Genomic DNA, 19,307 nt, shown 5'->3' on the forward strand with positions numbered 1-19,307 from the left:
TCATCGCCGCACCTCCACTCTTAATCAGAGTGAATCAGCGGCAGACCAACCAATCAACGGACTTTTTCAACACTATCTCCGCAGAGCTGACACTGGGAATAGGCTCAAATCGCCGGACATTTCAATCGTCCGGCGCCGCCTGCCGGGGTGAACCCCGGCCTACGCGGTTGCACGGGGTTGGAATGACGGTAGGGTTTGTCTTTGAAAGGAGACCTGCCCATGCTGTGCAAGATCGGAGAGGTCGAGGTCTGGCGTATTCTCGATATCCACGCGCCGTTTCTGACGCCGGAGGAGCTGTTTCCGACCGCCGGGCCCGATGTGGCGCGGATCGTGGAGGAGAACGTGCCCGGCGGGCTGTGTCCGGCAAGCGGGCGGCTGATCCTGCCGATACAGGGGTTTTTGCTGAAGACGCCGTCGCATGTGATCCTCGTTGACAGCTGCGTCGGCAATGACAAGACGGTGCCGAACCTGTCGGACTGGCACAAGCGGTCGGACACGCGGTTCATGGCGTCGCTGACGGGGGCGGGCATTGTGGTCGAGGACGTGGATTACGTGCTGTGTACGCATCTGCACACGGATCACGTGGGCTGGAACACGCGGCTGGAGGATGGGCGCTGGACACCGACCTTCCCGAAGGCGAAGTACCTGATGCCTGCGGCGGACGAATCCGTTCAGCGCGTGCGTGATGGGGATATGTATAAGGAAAGCGTGCTGCCGGTGATCGAGGCGGGGCAGGCGGAGCTGGTGGAGGCGGGGCATCGGCTTGGCGATGAGGTTTCGCTGGTGCCGACGCCGGGGCATACGCCGGGACATGTGTCGGTGCGGATCGAGAGCGGGGGGCGCGTGGCGGTGATCACGGGCGATGCGCTGCATTCCTCGGTGCAGTGCCGTCATCCGGAATGGCATTTCAAGTTCGACGTGGATGCAGAACGCGCGGTGGCGTCGCGCAGGCAGTTGCTGGAGGATGCGGCGGAGGCGGATTGCACGGTGCTGGGGAGCCATTTTGCGCTGCCGTCCATCGGGCGGGTCAGGGCCGAGAAGGGCGCGTTCCGCTGGGATGATCAGGGCTAGGGACATCGCCCAACCCATTCCCCTGGTGCCGCCCCGACGCCACAGATCAATCGCACCCTCAGGCGGTTTTGGTCATATCATTGGCCAAATTGGCCGATAGGCAGGAGGGGAGAATCGAGGCACAGCAGCAGAACGGACAGACCATGCAAGCAGACATGACCGCTCATATCTCCCCCAGCACATACACATCCGAGCGGGTGGATATGGACCACTACCGGGCCGATCCCGGGCTTTACATGATCTATTTGCGTCACTTCGTGGCCTATGAGTGGTTCTGTGCGGAAGCGGCTGGCAAGGATGTGCTCGACTTCGGGGCGGGTACGGGTCATGGCAGCGCGCAGTTGGCGGGGGTCGCAAGATCAGTTACCGGGGTTGATGTGTCCGACGAAGCGGTCGCGGCGTCGCGCAGGGCATTCCAACACAACAACCTTTCCTTCGAGACGATCAAGCCGGTCGAGGAAGAGCCGCTGCGGTTTGCGGACGGGTCCTTTGACGTGGTGGTGTCAAATCAGGTGATCGAACATGTGCCGGACGCGCGCGGCTATCTGGCCGAGTGTCACAGGGTGCTGCGCCCGGGTGGCGTGGTCTTTGTCGTGACGCCGGATCGGACCATCCGGCTTTATGGCTGGCAGAAGCCGTGGAACCGTCACCACCTGCATGAATTTTCACCCGGTGAGCTGGGCACCCTTGTCGGTGAGAAATTCGCCGAGGTCAGCCTGCATGGCACAACGGCCCGGGCGGACGTCCTGGCGCGTGAAGACGCGCGGACGCTGATGCTGCGCCGCGCCACGCTTCCCTTTACCCTGCCGGGTTTGCCGGAGGCGTGGCGGCAAGGCGGACTGGGCCTGCTTCAACGGCTGAACGCGCGGCGTGCGGGCACGCCGTCCGCGATCGATTTCGGGCCGGAGGACGTCTGGATCACGCCGGATGCAAAAGCGGGCATGGACGTTTGCGTGCGCGCCGTTCGGCGGGGTTGAGCCCGAAACACGCTGCACTCACGGACCTGTGAGCCAGGCTGCGACAAGCCGTCTCTGGCGCGGAACATCATTCGTTCTTTCTTGTTTTCCAAGTCAACGGAAACAGAAAGGAGAGACGCAATGAAACGTCTTTTGATGAGCGCCGTCGCAAGCATCGCCCTGGCGGCACCCGCCTTTGCGGATGTGATCGAGATCGAAATGCTGAACCGGACCGACGACGGCCGGGTCATGGCGTTCAGCCAGGAGCTGATCGTGGCCGAAGTGGGCGATATCATCCGCTTCATCCCGACCGACCGGGGCCATAACGCGCAGTCGGTCGATGGCGCGATCCCCGAGGGGCAGGAAGGCTTCAAGGGCCGGATCAATCAGGAAGTGGAATTCGAGATCACCGCGCCCGGTCTGACCGCGGTCGTCTGCCAGCCGCACGTGAGCGTGGGCATGGCCGCACTGATCGTGGCAGGTGGCGATACGTCGAATGCGGAAGCGGTGCTTGATGCGCGCATTCGCGGCAAGGCCGGCGACAAGATCGAAGAGCTTGTGGCGCAGGCTCAGGAAAACTCCTGAACCGGCGGGAATTGAGCTCAGAAAGGGCGCCCCTGCGGCGCCCTTTCTTATTGGCCGTTCTGGAGAATAGCGCGACGCTGCTGTAGCGTTGCTTTCATGACGATCCTCAAGACAGAACGCCTTGTCCTGCGGCCTTTCCGGCGCGAGGATCGTGACGCGCTTTTTGCGGTCTTTTCCCATCCGGAGGCGATGCGGTACTGGAGCACCCCGCCCCACGCGACACCGGAGGTAACCGCCGGGATGATCGAGGCGTCGATAGGCGGTGATCCGGCGTCCCATCTGGAACTTGTGATAGAACTGGAGGGAAAGGTGATCGGCAAAGCGGGGCTCTGGCAGGTGCCGGAGATCGGGTACATTATCCACCCAGACTATTGGCGACTGGGGATCGCGGAAGAGGCGCTAAGGGCACTAATCGCGCATGGATTCGAAGACATGCGGTTGACGGAGATCACGGCCGATGTGGATCCGGACAACCAAGCCTCCATCGCGCTGCTGACCAAGCTGGGGTTTCGGGAAACAGGCCGGGCGGAAAAGACCATCGAGATTGCCGGGACGTGGTACGACAGCGTTTATTTCGCCCTTGAGCCCTCGGAAAAGAAAGACCCGCCAGCCTAGGCCAGCGGGTCCGGTTCTCTGTCAGACTACGGGGTCTTAGGAACCAGGCAGCATCACCTTGTCGATGACGTGGATGACGCCATTCGAGGTTTCGATGTCGGCCTGGGTGACGGTGGCTTCTTCGACCATCACGCCGTTGTCGAGGTCGATGGTCAGCGAGGCGCCCTGAACGGTCGCGGCTTCCATGTCATCGGTCAGGTCGGTGGACATCACCTTGCCCGGCACGACGTGGTAGGTGAGGATCGCGGCCAGCTGGTCCTTGTTCTCGGGCTTCAGCAGGTTTTCGACGGTGCCCTCGGGCAGCGCGGCGAAAGCTTCATCGGTGGGCGCGAAAACCGTGAAGGGGCCATCGCCCTTCAGGGTGTCGACCAGACCTGCTGCCTCGGCTGCGGCCAGCAGGGTGCTGAAGCTCCCGGCGTTGGATGCGGTGTCCACGATGTCCTTCTTCATGGAGCCTGCGAAGGCGGCGGTGCCGATCAGTGCGGCGGCGGAAATCGCAAGTGCAGTAGTACGGATCATTAGGTGTTTCTCCCTTTACTAAGTGAACCGATGCGGTGTCTTGCATCGAAGGTGATACGCAGATGGGAGGGCCTTGGTTCACCAAAAAGAGGGCCCATCGCACAGTTGGTTCAAACCCGGCTTTCTTTGGGTAATTTTCCGCCGAAGGCATTGGAATTCGGGCGGAAATCTGCTCGGGCAGGTGCGAGGGGTGCGGTAAAGTGACCATCCTTGTTGCCGTACCGGCAGGTCGCTTCAGGTACATCAGGTCCGGTCGCGTTTGGCTCCCGATTTCTGACATTCCGGTGTGCTGGATGAAACGTGCAGGCTTTTGATTTGGTGCCGATCGCCTGCGGCACTAGGTAAGTTGCACGACATTGACGAAGGAGACGTGACCGATGGCCTACCGCTGGAAGAACAATCTGACCCCTGCCGATGTGACGCCGGAGGCTGCGTATCTGAACCGGCGGCAGATCATTGGCAGCGCGGTGGCGGGGCTGGGGCTTGCGGCTGTGGGCGGAACGGCTCGGGCGCAGGGGGCACTTGAGCCCAACAGATTCGAGGACATTACCTCTTACAACAATTACTACGAGTTCGGCACCGGCAAGGACGATCCGGCGCGAAACGCGCATATGCTGACAACCTCCCCCTGGTCGGCGAAGATTGACGGGCTGGTGGACCGCCCCGGCGATTATGCCTTTGCAGATATCATGCAGGCGATGACCGTGGAGGAGCGCATCTATCGCTTCCGCTGTGTCGAGGCGTGGTCGATGGTGATCCCGTGGAACGGGTTCGAGCTGGCGGACCTGCTGCAGATGGCGGGGGTTCAGGCAGGCGCGAAATACGTGGCCTTTGAGACGGCGCTGCGCCCCGACGAGATGCCGGGCGTGCGGTTCCCGGTTCTGGACTGGCCCTATGTCGAGGGCCTGCGGCTGGATGAGGCGATGCACCCGCTGACGATCATGGCGACGGGGATTTACGGCAAGGACATTCCTAACCAGAACGGCGCGCCGCTGCGGCTGGTGGTGCCGTGGAAGTACGGGTTCAAGTCGATCAAGTCGATCGTGCGGATCACGCTGACCGAGGACGAGCCGCCGACAAGCTGGAACAAGGCGAACCCGCGCGAATACGGCTTTTATAGCAATGTGAACCCTGAGGTGGATCACCCGCGCTGGTCACAGGCGAGCGAGCGGGTGGTGGGCAGCGGGCTTTTCGCCAAGCGGCAGCCGACGCTGATGTTCAACGGCTACGAGGAAGAGGTCGCCTCGCTTTATGCGGGGATGGACCTGAGGGCGAATTACTAAGGGGTGAAAGGGGCGCGGAGTTTTTGAAAACTCCGGTCCGATTTCTTTGAAGAAATCGGTGCCATGAGCAAAGGTATGAGCGGGATCACAGATACCATCAACCAGACGGCCCGTCGGATCCCGACGTGGGTTGTCTATATACTCTACGTCTTGCCCGCCCCCTACTTCTTCTATCTGGGAGTGATAGGGGAGTTGGGCCCCGATCCGGTCAAGGCGCTGGAGCATGAATACGGTGAGATCGCGCTGCAGCTGCTGATCATCGGGCTGTGCATCACGCCGTTGCGGCAGTTCTTCGGGATCAACCTGATCAAGTTCCGGCGGGCCTTCGGGCTTTTGGCGTTCACCTACGTGGCGCTGCACCTGCTGGTCTGGGCGTTTCTCGATGTGCAGACGCTGGACCGGGTGGTCGCGGATATCCTCAAGCGGCCCTACATCACCATCGGGATGGCGGGATTCGTGCTGCTGCTGCCGCTGGCGCTGACCTCTAACAACTGGTCGGTGCGCAAGCTGGGGCCGAAGTGGCGACAGCTGCACAAGCTGACCTATGTGGCCGTGATCCTGGGCGGGGTGCATTACATCTGGCTGGCGAAAGGGTTCCAGCTTGAGCCATTGGTGTACATGGCCGTGATTCTGGGGCTGCTGGCGCTGCGATTGAGAAAGACAAAGGCGCAGGTTCGGGCGGCAAGCTGAGCAGGTGCCATAGTATATAGTATAGGGGGCCGTCCGTTGGGGCGGCCTTTTGCCTTTCCGGGGCCGTGCGAGTCGACGGAGAAGCGGGGTGAGGCGGCGTGATTCCAGATTTCGGCGAGTCGGGCAGAGCGATTCACCGCGAGTCGGGGGCCGATTCACCCGATTCATCCGAAAAATGTTCGCGCAAACGGGATGAGTCTCTCGCGGACTTGGGGGTATCCCTGTGGATAACGCTATATCTAGCATTTGGGCCTAGGGAGGTGACCCATGGTCAGAGCAATAAAGCTGCCCAAAAGGGGGCAAAACCGAAATTTTTCACAAGCAAACCCCTGTTTTTACAAAAAAAATGCGGGTCGGCACAAAAAATGCACTTTTCTTGAAAAAAGGGGTTGCGGCTTCCGGCCCCCAGACGTAAATACCCCCTCACCGGCGGCGCAGAGATGCACCAACGGGGCGCCAGACGGCCCAGACAGAAGCGGAAACGCAGACAGACGGAAACGAGGCGGATAAGAAATACCAGAGGTATTAGGGCGGGGCGCGCCAAGAAGTCAGGGCGCATCTCAGTCTCTTTTGTCCTCTACGCTCTTTGAAATTGAAAAGAACATGAAGAGATATGTGGGCGGTTTGGTTCATTCGATGGATCAACGTCTGTATATCGCGCTCCTAGCCTTCGGGCGATGATGGAGTGTCAGCTTCACTGTTTGTACGGCTTTCGCTACTTTGTAGCTGAAGCACACAAACAGAGACTGTTCTGTATCTTTCAGTAATGGATGCAGAACGATGTGCAGAGGTTCGAACGTCAAGGATAAGCTGGCAACAGCTTTTCAACTTGAGAGTTTGATCCTGGCTCAGAACGAACGCTGGCGGCAGGCCTAACACATGCAAGTCGAGCGCACCTTCGGGTGAGCGGCGGACGGGTTAGTAACGCGTGGGAACGTGCCCTTCTCTACGGAATAGCCATTGGAAACGATGAGTAATACCGTATACGCCCTTCGGGGGAAAGATTTATCGGAGAAGGATCGGCCCGCGTTAGATTAGATAGTTGGTGGGGTAATGGCCTACCAAGTCTACGATCTATAGCTGGTTTTAGAGGATGATCAGCAACACTGGGACTGAGACACGGCCCAGACTCCTACGGGAGGCAGCAGTGGGGAATCTTAGACAATGGGCGCAAGCCTGATCTAGCCATGCCGCGTGTGTGATGAAGGCCCTAGGGTCGTAAAGCACTTTCGCCAGGGATGATAATGACAGTACCTGGTAAAGAAACCCCGGCTAACTCCGTGCCAGCAGCCGCGGTAATACGGAGGGGGTTAGCGTTGTTCGGAATTACTGGGCGTAAAGCGCGCGTAGGCGGACTATTAAGTCAGGGGTGAAATCCCGGGGCTCAACCCCGGAACTGCCTTTGATACTGGTAGTCTTGAGTTCGAGAGAGGTGAGTGGAATTCCGAGTGTAGAGGTGAAATTCGTAGATATTCGGAGGAACACCAGTGGCGAAGGCGGCTCACTGGCTCGATACTGACGCTGAGGTGCGAAAGTGTGGGGAGCAAACAGGATTAGATACCCTGGTAGTCCACACCGTAAACGATGAATGCCAGTCGTCGGGCAGTATACTGTTCGGTGACACACCTAACGGATTAAGCATTCCGCCTGGGGAGTACGGTCGCAAGATTAAAACTCAAAGGAATTGACGGGGGCCCGCACAAGCGGTGGAGCATGTGGTTTAATTCGAAGCAACGCGCAGAACCTTACCAACCCTTGACATCCTGTGCTAACCCGAGAGATCGGGCGTCCACTTCGGTGGCGCAGTGACAGGTGCTGCATGGCTGTCGTCAGCTCGTGTCGTGAGATGTTCGGTTAAGTCCGGCAACGAGCGCAACCCACATCTTTAGTTGCCAGCAGTTCGGCTGGGCACTCTAAAGAAACTGCCCGTGATAAGCGGGAGGAAGGTGTGGATGACGTCAAGTCCTCATGGCCCTTACGGGTTGGGCTACACACGTGCTACAATGGTGGTGACAGTGGGTTAATCCCCAAAAGCCATCTCAGTTCGGATTGGGGTCTGCAACTCGACCCCATGAAGTCGGAATCGCTAGTAATCGCGTAACAGCATGACGCGGTGAATACGTTCCCGGGCCTTGTACACACCGCCCGTCACACCATGGGAGTTGGTTCTACCCGACGGCCGTGCGCTAACCTTTTGGAGGCAGCGGACCACGGTAGGATCAGCGACTGGGGTGAAGTCGTAACAAGGTAGCCGTAGGGGAACCTGCGGCTGGATCACCTCCTTTCTAAGGATGTTCCTAGAATTGATGCTCGCATCAATCGTGGAACACTTAGCAAGATCGGCAATCAAAGCCGATCAATCATCGGACCGAGCCGTCCTCATATCTCTTCATTTAAATTTCAGGCCTACCGGCCTGTCTGGGTCGGTAGCTCAGGTGGTTAGAGCGCACGCCTGATAAGCGTGAGGTCGGAGGTTCAAGTCCTCCTCGACCCACCATATCCCTGCGGGGACCTGATGGGGCCTTAGCTCAGCTGGGAGAGCGCCTGATTTGCATTCAGGAGGTCAGGAGTTCGATCCTCCTAGGCTCCACCATCCATGCCAAGACTTGATCGTTAAGCCAGCAGGCTTTGCCATCCAGTCCTGGATGATCGTGACGATCCTTCGGATTGCACGGATTTGACATCGTTTAGAGAGATACAATAACGACACTGTTTGATCGTGCTAAGTAAGGCATTGATCTCAGTTCGGCTCCACTTCTGTGGAAGGTTTACAGGCTCGGTGCTTCCTCGCTGATCTGTAGATATCCCGGCTGAAACGAACGGTGTTGTCCAAGTCAAGTACACTAACCCGGTTCGACGCAAGTCGAACCATTGTCCTGATCCGCACGGATCGGGGCGGGAAAGTATGCTTTTGGTTCAGAATAAGGATCAGCAGTTTCTTACCAGCTTCTGCCGATCGCGTGGGACGCAAGTCTTGCTTTTTCTGGATCAAATCAAGCGCGAAAAGGGCGTTTGGTGAATGCCTTGGCAGTAAGAGGCGATGAAAGACGTGATACTCTGCGATAAGCCATGAGGAGCCGAGAATAGGCTTTGATCCATGGATCTCTGAATGGGGCAACCCACCTGATACTCTGTTATTGTTACCTGCTTCGGCAGGCTTCAATAATGGGGTCAAACAGGTATTTTTAACCTGAATACATAGGGTTAAAAAGGCAAACCCGGGGAACTGAAACATCTAAGTACCCGGAGGAAAGGAAATCAATTGATACTCCCCTAGTAGCGGCGAGCGAACGGGGACCAGCCGAGCCATGAGTGTGATTAGAATGCGTTGGAATGCGCAACCAGAGTGGGTGATAGTCCCGTATAAGAAGCATGATTGGACGTATTAAGTAGGGCGGGACACGTGAAATCCTGTTCGAAGATCGGAGGACCACCTTCGAAGGCTAAGTACTCCTTACTGACCGATAGTGAACCAGTACCGTGAGGGAAAGGTGAAAAGCACCCCGACGAGGGGAGTGAAACAGTACCTGAAACCGAACGCCTACAATCAGTTGGAGGGGCTTTACGCCCTGACAGCGTACCTTTTGTATAATGGGTCATCGACTTGGTCTCACGAGCAAGCTTAAGCCGTTAGGTGTAGGCGCAGCGAAAGCGAGTCTTAATAGGGCGTCGAGTTCGTGGGATCAGACCCGAAACCGAGTGATCTAGGCATGGCCAGGTTGAAGTTAGGGTAACACCTAATGGAGGACCGAACCCACATCCGTTGAAAAGGATCGGGATGAGCTGTGCCTAGGGGTGAAAGGCCAATCAAACTCGGAGATAGCTGGTTCTCTGCGAAATCTATTTAGGTAGAGCGTCATCCGAATACCCTCGGGGGTAGAGCACTGGATGGGTAATGGGGCCCCACAGGCTTACTGATCCTAACCAAACTCCGAATACCGAGGAGTACTAGATGGCAGACACACGGCGAATGCTAACGTCCGTCGTGGAGAGGGAAACAACCCTGACCTCCGGCTAAGGCCCCTAATTCATGGCTAAGTGGGAAAGCAGGTGAGACGACCAAAACAACCAGGAGGTTGGCTTAGAAGCAGCCATCCTTTAAAGATAGCGTAACAGCTCACTGGTCTAAATAAGTTGTCTTGCGGCGAAGATGTAACGGGGCTCAAGCCATGAGCCGAAGCCGAGGATGCACTAGTTGCATGGTAGCAGAGCGTAGTGTGACATAACTCCATGTCTCCTTAACCCTTCGGGGTATTGGAGACGCGGAGTTTTCTGTGAAGCGGGCGCGTGAGCGATCCCGTGGAGAGATCACTAGTGAGAATGATGACATGAGTAGCGACAAAGAGTGTGAGAGACACTCTCGCCGAAAGTCCAAGGGTTCCTGCTTAAAGCTAATCTGAGCAGGGTAAGCCGACCCCTAAGGCGAGGCCGAAAGGCGTAGTCGATGGGAACCAGGTTAATATTCCTGGGCCAGATGGAAGTGACGGATTTCAGGTGTAGTTCAACCTTATCGGATTGGTTGGGCTGCTGAGAAGTCCCTGGAAATAGCTCCATCATTAGATCGTACCCTAAACCGACACAGGTGGACTGGTAGAGAATACCAAGGCGCTTGAGAGAACTATGTTGAAGGAACTCGGCAAAATACCTCCGTAAGTTCGCGAGAAGGAGGCCCGGTTCCTAGGCAGCTAGGGGCTGGGGGCACAAACCAGGGGGTGGCGACTGTTTATTAAAAACACAGGGCTCTGCGAAGTCGCAAGACGACGTATAGGGTCTGACGCCTGCCCGGTGCCTGAAGGTTAAAAGGAGGGGTGAGAGCTCTGAATTGAAGCCCAGGTAAACGGCGGCCGTAACTATAACGGTCCTAAGGTAGCGAAATTCCTTGTCGGGTAAGTTCCGACCTGCACGAATGGCGTAACGACTTCCCCGCTGTCTCCAACATAGACTCAGCGAAATTGAATTACCTGTCAAGATGCAGGTTTCCCGCGGTTAGACGGAAAGACCCCGTGCACCTTTACTACAACTTCACACTGGCATCAGGCCAAGCATGTGCAGGATAGGTGGTGGGCTTTGAAGCAGGAACGCCAGTTTCTGTGGAGCCTCCCTTGAGATACCACCCTTGCTTTGCTTGATGTCTAACCGCGGTCCGTTATCCGGATCCGGGACCCTGTGTGGTGGGTAGTTTGACTGGGGCGGTCGCCTCCTAAATCGTAACGGAGGCGCGCGAAGGTTGGCTCAGAGCGGTCGGAAATCGCTCGTTGAGTGCAATGGCAGAAGCCAGCCTGACTGCGAGACTGACAAGTCGAGCAGAGTCGAAAGACGGCCATAGTGATCCGGTGGTCCCAAGTGGGAGGGCCATCGCTCAACGGATAAAAGGTACGCCGGGGATAACAGGCTGATACTGCCCAAGAGTCCATATCGACGGCAGTGTTTGGCACCTCGATGTCGGCTCATCTCATCCTGGGGCTGGAGCAGGTCCCAAGGGTACGGCTGTTCGCCGTTTAAAGAGGTACGTGAGCTGGGTTTAGAACGTCGTGAGACAGTTCGGTCCCTATCTTCCGTGGGTGTAGGATACTTGAGAGGAGTTGCCCCTAGTACGAGAGGACCGGGGTGAACGATCCACTGGTGGACCTGTTGTCGTGCCAACGGCAGTGCAGGGTAGCTATGATCGGACAGGATAACCGCTGAAGGCATCTAAGCGGGAAGCCCCCCTCAAAACAAGGTATCCCTGAGAGCCGAGATAGACCATCTCGTCGATAGGCCGGAGATGTAAGCATGGTAACATGTTCAGTTGACCGGTACTAATTGCTCGATAGGCTTGATTTGATCCAGTAGAAGCGAGATTTTCCGCGCTAATGCAGCGGAGCGGTAGCGCATCGAAAATAAAATCAAAAGCATACACAGCACGTTAGCGTGCGTGACTTGGACGTCCGAGGATTTACTTGGTTTGGTGATCATAGCGAGAGCAAAACACCCAGCCCCATCCCGAACCTGGCCGTTAAGTGCCTTAGCGCCGATGGTACTGCGTTTTAAAACGTGGGAGAGTAGGTCATCGCCAAACCTAGCAAGTCCTCGGATTTGTATCTCTCTTCGATGATCATACATAACTTAGTGGCGCGGGATGGAGCAGCCCGGTAGCTCGTCAGGCTCATAACCTGAAGGTCGTAGGTTCAAATCCTACTCCCGCAACCAAGTTTTCGCCGCCCTGTGGGGCGGTTTTTTGTTTTCGGCCTAGTCTTTTTTGTCCTCGCACTTGGCGTGGTGGCTTTTCTTCTCAGCGCTTTCCGCGATCATGCTTCATTCCGTAGCGTTGCTGAAAAAGAGGCTTGGGTTTTCCCCCCGGTTTCGCGTAAGGGCAGGCCAGACGGGCGGCAAGATCATCGCCCGTCAGACCAGACTGCGAGGAAACGCCCATGCCCGAAACCAAACGCATCGTCCTTTCCAGCGATCACGCCGCCATCGGCCTGCGGCAAGCGATCGCGACCCATATCTCAGAAAAGGGATGGGAGGTTGAGGACATCGGGCCGAAGACACCTGAAAGCACGCATTATCCACAGCATGGCGAAGCCGCCGCGCGGCGCGTGGCCTCTGGCGATTGCAGTCTTGGCATCATCCTTTGCGGTACGGGGCAGGGGATCATGATGGCGGCGAACAAGGTACGCGGCATTCGCTGCGGTGTGTGCCACGACACGTTCTCGGCCCGGATGATCCGGCAGCACAATGACGCGAACATGCTTGCCATGGGCGCGCGGGTCGTGGGTGAGGGGCTGGCGCTCGATATCGTGGATGCGTTTCTGGAGGCGACATTCGAAGGTGGCCGTCACGCAACGCGGGTCGAGATGATCACGGCAATCGAAGGCTGACATCCAGACCGGCAGCCCTGAAACTGAAAAAACCGCCCCGATTTCCCGGGGCGGGTTTTTGTTTGAACCTGCAAGGTGTCGTCAGACGGCGAAGGGATCGTCCGCCACGCCGATAACCTGAAGAATCAACTCACCGCTGTCACTGGCGGCGGCGGCGATGTAGTCTTGGTCGATCTGTGCGACCGCCGTCTGAATCGAATTCGTATCGCCGCGCACGTAAAGCTGCATCGCCGCGGAGGCATCCGAGACGTCAGAAAGCCCCTTGATCACGGCGTAATAGGTGCCGATGTCGGTCTTGTCCGACAGATAGCTCCGGTCGCCCGTTTGCAGGTCGATGAAGGCCTGGCTTGCGCCCGGTGCCGGGTCTGCCTTGGCGCCTTTCAACACTTCGAGGATGAAGGTTTCCCGCCCGACAGCACCGCTGTCAAGCAGGCCGACCCAGAAGTCCCGTCCGTCCTCGTCCGCCGCGCGGCCCAGAACGTTGGAATAGACCTGGTTGGCGAAATCGAGGTTGCTGAGGGTCGACGGGTAGGTCGCCCGCGTCTCGTCCTGGTCGAGGAACAGCGCGGCCATATCCTCCAGCGTGGTGCCATTGGCAAAAGCCGACCCCCAGAAGTAAAGGCCAAGCGCGTCGGGCGCGCGGTTGAAATAGGCGATGTAGAGCTCGATGAAGGTGGCGATTTCCGCCTGGTCGAGACCGGTTATCCCCTGGATGATCGACAGATCGAGTGTGCCGTCGGTAAAGATCGTGGCGCCTTCGGAGAAGGAGAGTGTTTCGATCCCGGTCAGCGTATCGGTATCGTCCCCGCCTGTGGCGCGGTCCTGTACGATCACCGAGCCATCGCTTGAAAGCTGGAGCGTGTACCGGCCCATCGCGCCACTGAACACGGCGGTATCCCCGTCACCGGCGCCGCCATGGATGCCATCGTTACCGGCACCACCCATCAGCGTGTCGTCATCCGCGCCGCCGAAAAGGTTGTCGTCATCCGCGCCACCGCTCAGATCGTCGTTACCGGCAAGGCCAAAAAGGATGTCCAGGCCGGCGCCCCCGTCGAAACTGTCGGCGTTGTTCGAAAGGTAGAACCAGTCGCCGTGTTCCGTTCCGGTGGCGCTGCCATCCGGGCTTACGGTGAAGCTGGGGTCGGAGTTGCGCGACCCGATGGTCATACCGCCCAGCGCGCCCTCCGTGCCCGGCAGCAGGGCTTCCAGCGCGGCGATCAATGCCTGTGCCTGGGCATTCGCCTGCGCCTCGACACTGTCGGGGTCGAAGTTTCCGTCGGCGAGGAGGGCACCGATGAATTGCAGTGTCTGCAGGGCCTGGGCGGCTGCATCCTCGGCCGTTCCAACACCAGCGGCAAGCGTGGTGCTGGTGACACCTTGGGTTTCAAGCGCGTCGACCAGGGATTGCTGGGATGCCACGTAGTCCAGCACTGCGCGTGCCGCCGCCTGCCCTAATTGTTCGTAGAATTCCGCGAGCGAGGAGCCCCCCACGCTGTCGGGGCTGGTGCCCGTACTGACCCAGGCGCCGGAGTTTTCATCCACATTGTAGACGGGCGAGGCATAGTTGCCCGCATTCTCGGACCATAGCAGGTTGTTCAGCCCGTTCTGATAGGTCGTCAATGCTGCGGCTACTCCGGTGGCAGTATCTCCGCCGGTGTCCCCGCCAGTGTCGCCACCTGTATCGCCGCCCGTGTCGCCACCAGTGCCTCCGCCGGTGCCCCCGCCGGTACCTCCGCCGCCGGTGACGGGGGGTGGCGGCGTTTGTCCCGGCACATAAAGCATCACCGTGTAGGGCGGCCACCCGTCAGTGATGTCACGTGCTGCTTCCAGTGGGGCAAAGGCGGTGACGTAGTCACCGTCCCGCAGGGCGGTGATGAAGGCGAGAGATTGGGCGTCGAGCTGGTTGGTGTAGAACTCATTGTTCAGCACCGCGTCCAATTCCGCCGTCGGGATTGCGCGGAGCCGCGCTTCGCCATCGGCCAGGACCGCAAGGTATTGCTCTACCGTGAGATCAAGAACATTGCCGACCGGAGACATCACAGGCTGACCTGTGATCTGGAGTAATTGGTTTATGGCAGAAAAGGTCTGATCAAAGAGAATCTTGAATTCTTCATGCGGTTACACGGGGAGCATCCTGAAAAGTGAAAGGGCGTATTTGTTTCACTGTACAAAAGCCCCCGGACCTTGGGAAGCCGCCATCTGCAACGCCCCGTCGGCGCGGTGGGGATGTGCGCATTGGGTGACATTCCCCCTGCCGTCGCGACAGATACCGGTTTTCGCCTGTTTTGCGCCTACTCAGCATCTCTCCCGCCCTTGACTTCCCCGCCCCGGAAAGGTGTACCTGCGCCAACAAATTCAGCCCTTGGAAGGGACCCGACATGCACGCCTATCGCAGCCATACTTGCGCCGATCTGAACATCTCGAACAAGGGAGAGACCGTCCGTCTGGCAGGTTGGGTCCACCGGGTGCGGGACCATGGCGGGGTGCTGTTTATCGACTTGCGCGATCACTATGGCGTGACGCAGGTGCTGTGTGACCCTGACAGCCCCGTGTTCGCCGAGGTCGAGAAGGTGCGCTCGGAATGGTGTATCCGGATCGACGGTGAAGTGAAGGCGCGGGATGAAAGCCTGATCAACGCCAAGATTCCGACCGGCGAGATCGAGGTGTTCATCCGCGACATGGAAGTGCTGGGCCGGGTGAACGGTGATCTTCCCCTGCAGGTCTTCGGCGATCAGGAATACCCCGAAGAAACGCGCCTGCGCTATCGCTACCTCGATTTGCGGCGCGAGCGGATGCAGGAGAACATGAAGCTGCGGTCGGACGTGGTGGCCTCGATCCGCAAGCGGATGTGGGCGCAGGATTTCCGTGAGTTCCAGACGCCGATCATCACCGCGTCATCGCCCGAAGGCGCGCGCGATTTCCTGGTGCCCTCGCGGCTGCATCCGGGCAAGTTCTATGCGCTGCCGCAGGCGCCGCAGCAGTTCAAGCAGCTGCTGATGGTCTCGGGCTTTGACAAGTATTTCCAGATCGCGCCCTGTTTCCGCGACGAGGACCCGCGCGCGGACCGCTCGCCGACCGACTTCTACCAGCTGGATATGGAGATGTCCTTTGTCGAGCAGCAGGATGTCTTCGACACCGTGTCGCCCGTGATCGCGGGGATTTTCGAGGAATTCGGCGGTGGCCGGAAGGTGGATGCGCCCGAGACATGGCCGCAGATTTCCTACCGTGACGCGGCGCTCAAGTACGGTTCGGACAAGCCCGACCTGCGTAACCCCATCGAGATGCAGGTGGTGAGCGAGCATTTCCGCGGCTCCGGCTTCGCGATCTTCGCCAAGCTGCTGGAGCAGGACGGCACCGAGGTGCGGGCGATCCCGGCGCCCACGGGCGGGTCGCGCAAGTTCTGTGACCGGATGAACGCCTTTGCCCAGAAGGAAGGGCTGCCGGGGATGGGGTATATCTTCTGGCGCGAAAAGACGGCGGATTCCGTGGCGCAGGAGATGGGGATCAGCGTGAAGGAAGCGCAGGCCAAGCTGAAGTCTGGCGAGGTCGCGGGCGGTATGGAAGCGGCCGGGCCGCTGGCCAAGAACATCGGTCCTGAGCGCACCGAGGCGATCCGGCAGCAGTTGGGCCTGAACGTCGGCGACGCCGCCTTCTTTCTTGGCGGCAAGCCCAAGACCTTCGAGGCCATCGCGGGCCGGGCGCGCAACATCATTGGCGAGGAACTCGGGCTCACGGACAAGGACCGTTTCGCCTTTGCCTGGATCGTGGATTTCCCGATCTACGAAAAGGATGAGGAAACCGGCAAGATCGACTTTGAGCACAACCCGTTTTCCATGCCGCAGGGCGGGATGGAGGCGCTGAATGGCGATCCTCTGGACGTGCGCGGCTTTCAGTATGACCTTGCCTGCAACGGCTATGAGCTGGTGTCGGGTGCCATTCGGAACCACAAGCCCGAGATCATGTTCAAGGCCTTCGAGATCGCGGGCTATGACGAGGCCGAGGTGCGCAAGCGGTTCGGCGGCATGGTCAACGCGTTTCAGTACGGCGCGCCCCCGCACGGCGGTTGTGCGGCGGGCATCGACCGGATCGTGATGCTGCTGGCGGACGAGATGAACATCCGCGAGGTGATCCTCTTCCCGATGAACCAGCGCGCCGAAGACCTGATGATGAACGCGCCCAGCGATCCGACAAGCGATCAGCTGATGGAACTGGGGCTGCGGGTGATCCCGCAGGAGTAATTAGATGTTGGACAGGTTGAGGCAGGCGGGGTTCGATGTCGAAACCCGCAACCATGCCGAAGCCATCCTGTCCCATGACTTTCCGGATGCGCTGGCAGAGCTTGTCGGTGCATTGGAGGGCTACCGGATATCACTGAAAGAACTGATCGGCGGCGGGGGCGGCGAGAGCGGGCAGACGCAGCGGTTGCGCCGGGCGCTGAACGATCTGTCTTGGAAAAAGCATAATTTCTCGGTTCAGACCATCGTTGACGGCATCCCGCGCGAGGGGATCAGCCACGAGATCGACCATGTGCGCAGGACCCCGAAAGGGGTGCTGGCGCTTGAGATCGAGTGGAACAACAAGGACCCGTTCTTTGACCGGGATCTGGAAAATTTCCAGCGGCTGCATGCGATCTCGGCGATCAGCATCGGGATGGTGGTGACGCGGGGGCGGAGCCTGCAGAATGCGCTGATGGGGCGGATCACCGGGTGGATGCAGGCGAACGGGCTGCGATCGGAAGACGATCTGGAGCGGCTGGGCATTGCCGCGCGCACCCCGGCACAGCGCCGCGCGGTGGCACGGCAGGTGGCCAGGGGCGCGGATTTCGCGGATGCTTTTGCGCGCAAGTTCGTGGCGGACAAGTTCGGTCAGGCGACGACCCATTGGGCCAAGCTGGAGGACCGTGTGCACCGGGGGGTGGGCAACCCCTGTCCGCTATTGCTGATTGGATTGCCCGAGAGCCTGCTGACGGACGAGGAATTGCCGGCGGAACCGGATCTATTCAGCGGCGACGCCTGAATTGTAACTGTAGGTCTTCCACGTCGGCTTGTAATCGGCATCCGCCTGATTGCCCCAGACGGTCCAGCCGTCGCGTTTGCCGCGGCCGAAAAGCTCGAGGTACGGACCCCAGGAACAGCTTTCGATCAGCTCGTATTGCTCATCCGGTTTGCGGGAATGTTCGCGCTTGCGGGTTTGCAGCATATTCACCTGCCGCCGACCGGGGGGCAGAGTGCGCACGTTCTTGCCGCGCACGCCAAAGAGCAAGATCTCGGTCACGTTGCGGAAATAAAAGCCCACACCGCGCCCGTCCGAGCCGCCGTCCTTGCGGATCTTGTGCCAGATGATGTTGGATTTATACTCGAACCCCCAGGCATCCAGCACGCGCAGCCCGTCGGGCAGCAGTGCGTTGGGCACCCACATGTAGCAATGCGCACGGTCTTCGAGGTGGTCGGCCACCGGCAGGGCGCAGATATCCTCGACCGTCATCGTGGGATAGCGTGCGAGCCGCTTGTGCTCTGGCGCGACCTTGCCCGTCCTGTTGGTAAAGCGCCATGGCGGGTCCGCCATGACGCAACCGAATTTGTCGGACCCCAGGAAGCTCCGCAAATCTTGTGACGGGTTGTCGCTCATATCCAACATATTGCGGTGCCTGCCGCTGAGGTGCAACAGAAAGATCAAAAGCCTTTCCGCTTTATGCACAGGAACATTGAGCGAACATGATTAACGCATCGTAAAGGCGCCCGTCAATCCTCCAGGCTGTCTTCCTTCTTTTCCTCGATCAGCCCGCGCTCTTCCTTTTTGCGGGCCTCGAAGCGGTCGCCGTAGCCTTCGATTTCCTCGTCCGAGATCACTTCGCGCGCGCGGGTAAAGACCTCGTCCTCTTCCTCTTCCATGTGGTGCTCGTAATCGTGCTTGAGCGTCTTGAACTTGGTCAGCCAGCCGGGGGAGGACATGTCCATCTCGTTCAGCTCTTCCATCAAATCGTCAAGCTGCTGGTGCTCGTGTACCGAATGGCGCGCGGCGTCCTGGCCCCAGGTCTTGGAAATGAGCTTGGAATAGAACGTCTCTTCCTCGGCCGCGGCGTGGGATTTCACGTCCTCGTAGAACGTCTTCCAGGCGTTCTGGCGCTTGGTGCTGTCGCCGCTGGTGTCCAGCAGTTCGTTCAGCAGGGAGCGGTGCAGGTCATGGTCTGCCTTGATGGCGTCGTAGATGTTGGGCATGGGAGGTTCCTTTCGTTACGCTGCCCAACGCCCCGGTGCCGAAGCGGTTCCCGCCTGAATCGCGCTCTGCGCGACTTCCTTGCCGAAGAAGATCGTGCGGGATGCCGTGCCGGCCCTCCAGGCGACAGAAGGCTGCGGGTACTTTGTGTACCCGCCGCACGATGTCGGCACCTCGAAGTATGTTGCTGCCGTGGACCGGCGTTGCGAGGTCCCGCTTAGAAGAATGGGTGGGATGAGATGTAATTGCCCGTGTTCTCTGCCAACCCTTCGGAGCCGGACTGAACGACAGTGATCGTGACGGCGGCAAGGGCGACAACGGCCGCGGTCAGCACGATCCAGTCGACGGTGATGGCGCCGCTTTCGTTCTGGAAAAAGGCCTGTAGTCTGTTCTTTATCATTCTGCTCTCCTTTGAAGGCTTGATGCCTGTATTTCATTTTCCATCTATTGGAGATAAACCACCGGCTTCCAGCCGGTCCGCTTCAGCGTCTTCGTTGATGATCTCTCCTCCT

14 protein-coding genes, 3 tRNA genes and 3 rRNA genes are annotated in these 19,307 nt (G+C 58.9%); 15 read left to right on the plus strand and 5 right to left on the minus strand.

Annotated features, from left to right (window positions below; all coding sequences use genetic code 11):
• Nucleotides 1-219 precede the first annotated feature (219 nt).
• The 4 genes from AB2B41_RS21460 (at nucleotide 220) to AB2B41_RS21475 (ending at nucleotide 3,227) form a co-directional block, all read left to right on the plus strand.
• The gene (locus AB2B41_RS21460) at nucleotides 220-1,071 is read left to right on the plus strand and encodes an MBL fold metallo-hydrolase (protein WP_367879878.1); all 852 of its coding nucleotides are present in this window, start codon (nucleotides 220-222) and stop codon (nucleotides 1,069-1,071) included.
• A 143-nt stretch (nucleotides 1,072-1,214) separates the two neighbouring features.
• Nucleotides 1,215-2,048: a class I SAM-dependent methyltransferase gene (locus tag AB2B41_RS21465; RefSeq protein WP_367879879.1), complete on the plus strand. Its 834-nt coding sequence runs from the start codon at nucleotides 1,215-1,217 to the stop codon at nucleotides 2,046-2,048.
• 120 nt (nucleotides 2,049-2,168) lie between these two features.
• The gene (locus AB2B41_RS21470; RefSeq protein ID WP_367879880.1) at nucleotides 2,169-2,612 is read left to right on the plus strand and encodes a plastocyanin/azurin family copper-binding protein; all 444 of its coding nucleotides are present in this window, start codon (nucleotides 2,169-2,171) and stop codon (nucleotides 2,610-2,612) included.
• 96 nt (nucleotides 2,613-2,708) lie between these two features.
• Nucleotides 2,709-3,227: a GNAT family N-acetyltransferase gene (locus tag AB2B41_RS21475; RefSeq protein ID WP_367879881.1), complete on the plus strand. Its 519-nt coding sequence runs from the start codon at nucleotides 2,709-2,711 to the stop codon at nucleotides 3,225-3,227.
• Between the two features lie 36 nt (nucleotides 3,228-3,263).
• On the opposite strand, the gene AB2B41_RS21480 is transcribed toward AB2B41_RS21475, so the two are convergent.
• On the minus strand, nucleotides 3,264-3,746 hold the full coding sequence (locus tag AB2B41_RS21480) for a fasciclin domain-containing protein (RefSeq protein ID WP_367879882.1): 483 nt from the start codon (nucleotides 3,744-3,746) through the stop codon (nucleotides 3,264-3,266).
• A 377-nt stretch (nucleotides 3,747-4,123) separates the two neighbouring features.
• On the opposite strand from AB2B41_RS21480, the gene msrP reads away from it, so the two are divergent.
• The 9 genes from msrP (at nucleotide 4,124) to rpiB (ending at nucleotide 12,579) form a co-directional block, all read left to right on the plus strand.
• Nucleotides 4,124-5,029 (plus strand): protein-methionine-sulfoxide reductase catalytic subunit MsrP, encoded by a 906-nt coding sequence (gene msrP, locus AB2B41_RS21485; protein WP_367879883.1) that lies wholly within the window; start codon nucleotides 4,124-4,126, stop codon nucleotides 5,027-5,029.
• A gap of 63 nt (nucleotides 5,030-5,092) precedes the next feature.
• On the plus strand, nucleotides 5,093-5,719 hold the full coding sequence (gene msrQ / locus AB2B41_RS21490) for a protein-methionine-sulfoxide reductase heme-binding subunit MsrQ (RefSeq protein WP_367879884.1): 627 nt from the start codon (nucleotides 5,093-5,095) through the stop codon (nucleotides 5,717-5,719).
• Between the two features lie 825 nt (nucleotides 5,720-6,544).
• A 16S ribosomal RNA gene (locus AB2B41_RS21495) occupies nucleotides 6,545-8,004 on the plus strand.
• 135 nt (nucleotides 8,005-8,139) lie between these two features.
• Nucleotides 8,140-8,216: transfer RNA gene (locus AB2B41_RS21500), tRNA-Ile, on the plus strand.
• Nucleotides 8,217-8,236: 20 nt separating this feature from the next.
• Nucleotides 8,237-8,312, plus strand: a tRNA-Ala gene (locus tag AB2B41_RS21505).
• Nucleotides 8,313-8,710: 398 nt separating this feature from the next.
• Nucleotides 8,711-11,542, plus strand: a 23S ribosomal RNA gene (locus AB2B41_RS21510).
• A 120-nt stretch (nucleotides 11,543-11,662) separates the two neighbouring features.
• Nucleotides 11,663-11,777, plus strand: a 5S ribosomal RNA gene (gene rrf / locus AB2B41_RS21515).
• Together the 16S, 23S and 5S rRNA genes with 3 tRNA genes alongside form the textbook arrangement of a ribosomal RNA operon.
• 54 nt (nucleotides 11,778-11,831) lie before the next feature.
• Nucleotides 11,832-11,908, plus strand: a tRNA-Met gene (locus AB2B41_RS21520).
• A 221-nt stretch (nucleotides 11,909-12,129) separates the two neighbouring features.
• Nucleotides 12,130-12,579 (plus strand): ribose 5-phosphate isomerase B, encoded by a 450-nt coding sequence (rpiB, locus tag AB2B41_RS21525; protein ID WP_367879885.1) that lies wholly within the window; start codon nucleotides 12,130-12,132, stop codon nucleotides 12,577-12,579.
• Nucleotides 12,580-12,660: 81 nt separating this feature from the next.
• On the opposite strand, the gene AB2B41_RS21530 is transcribed toward rpiB, so the two are convergent.
• Nucleotides 12,661-14,616: a DUF4214 domain-containing protein gene (locus AB2B41_RS21530; RefSeq protein ID WP_367879886.1), complete on the minus strand. Its 1,956-nt coding sequence runs from the start codon at nucleotides 14,614-14,616 to the stop codon at nucleotides 12,661-12,663.
• A 341-nt stretch (nucleotides 14,617-14,957) separates the two neighbouring features.
• On the opposite strand from AB2B41_RS21530, the gene aspS reads away from it, so the two are divergent.
• A complete protein-coding gene (gene aspS / locus AB2B41_RS21535) occupies nucleotides 14,958-16,817 on the plus strand; it encodes an aspartate--tRNA ligase (RefSeq protein ID WP_367879887.1) in 1,860 nt (619 codons plus the stop codon).
• Between the two features lie 4 nt (nucleotides 16,818-16,821).
• The gene (locus AB2B41_RS21540) at nucleotides 16,822-17,595 is read left to right on the plus strand and encodes a BglII/BstYI family type II restriction endonuclease (RefSeq protein WP_367879888.1); all 774 of its coding nucleotides are present in this window, start codon (nucleotides 16,822-16,824) and stop codon (nucleotides 17,593-17,595) included.
• Here AB2B41_RS21540 and AB2B41_RS21545 read toward each other — a convergent pair.
• From AB2B41_RS21545 to AB2B41_RS21555, 3 genes are all read right to left on the minus strand, one after another.
• A complete protein-coding gene (locus tag AB2B41_RS21545; RefSeq protein WP_367879889.1) occupies nucleotides 17,575-18,207 on the minus strand; it encodes an MT-A70 family methyltransferase in 633 nt (210 codons plus the stop codon). The two genes, AB2B41_RS21540 and AB2B41_RS21545, sit on opposite strands and share 21 nt — an antisense overlap.
• Before the next feature lie 113 nt (nucleotides 18,208-18,320).
• A complete protein-coding gene (locus tag AB2B41_RS21550; protein WP_367879890.1) occupies nucleotides 18,321-18,797 on the minus strand; it encodes a hemerythrin domain-containing protein in 477 nt (158 codons plus the stop codon).
• 215 nt (nucleotides 18,798-19,012) lie between these two features.
• Nucleotides 19,013-19,195 (minus strand): DUF4244 domain-containing protein, encoded by a 183-nt coding sequence (locus tag AB2B41_RS21555; RefSeq protein WP_367879891.1) that lies wholly within the window; start codon nucleotides 19,193-19,195, stop codon nucleotides 19,013-19,015.
• Nucleotides 19,196-19,307: the final 112 nt, after the last annotated feature.

It is taken from the genome of Sulfitobacter sediminis (assembly GCF_040811725.1).
GTDB classification, from domain to species: domain Bacteria; phylum Pseudomonadota; class Alphaproteobacteria; order Rhodobacterales; family Rhodobacteraceae; genus Sulfitobacter; species Sulfitobacter sediminis.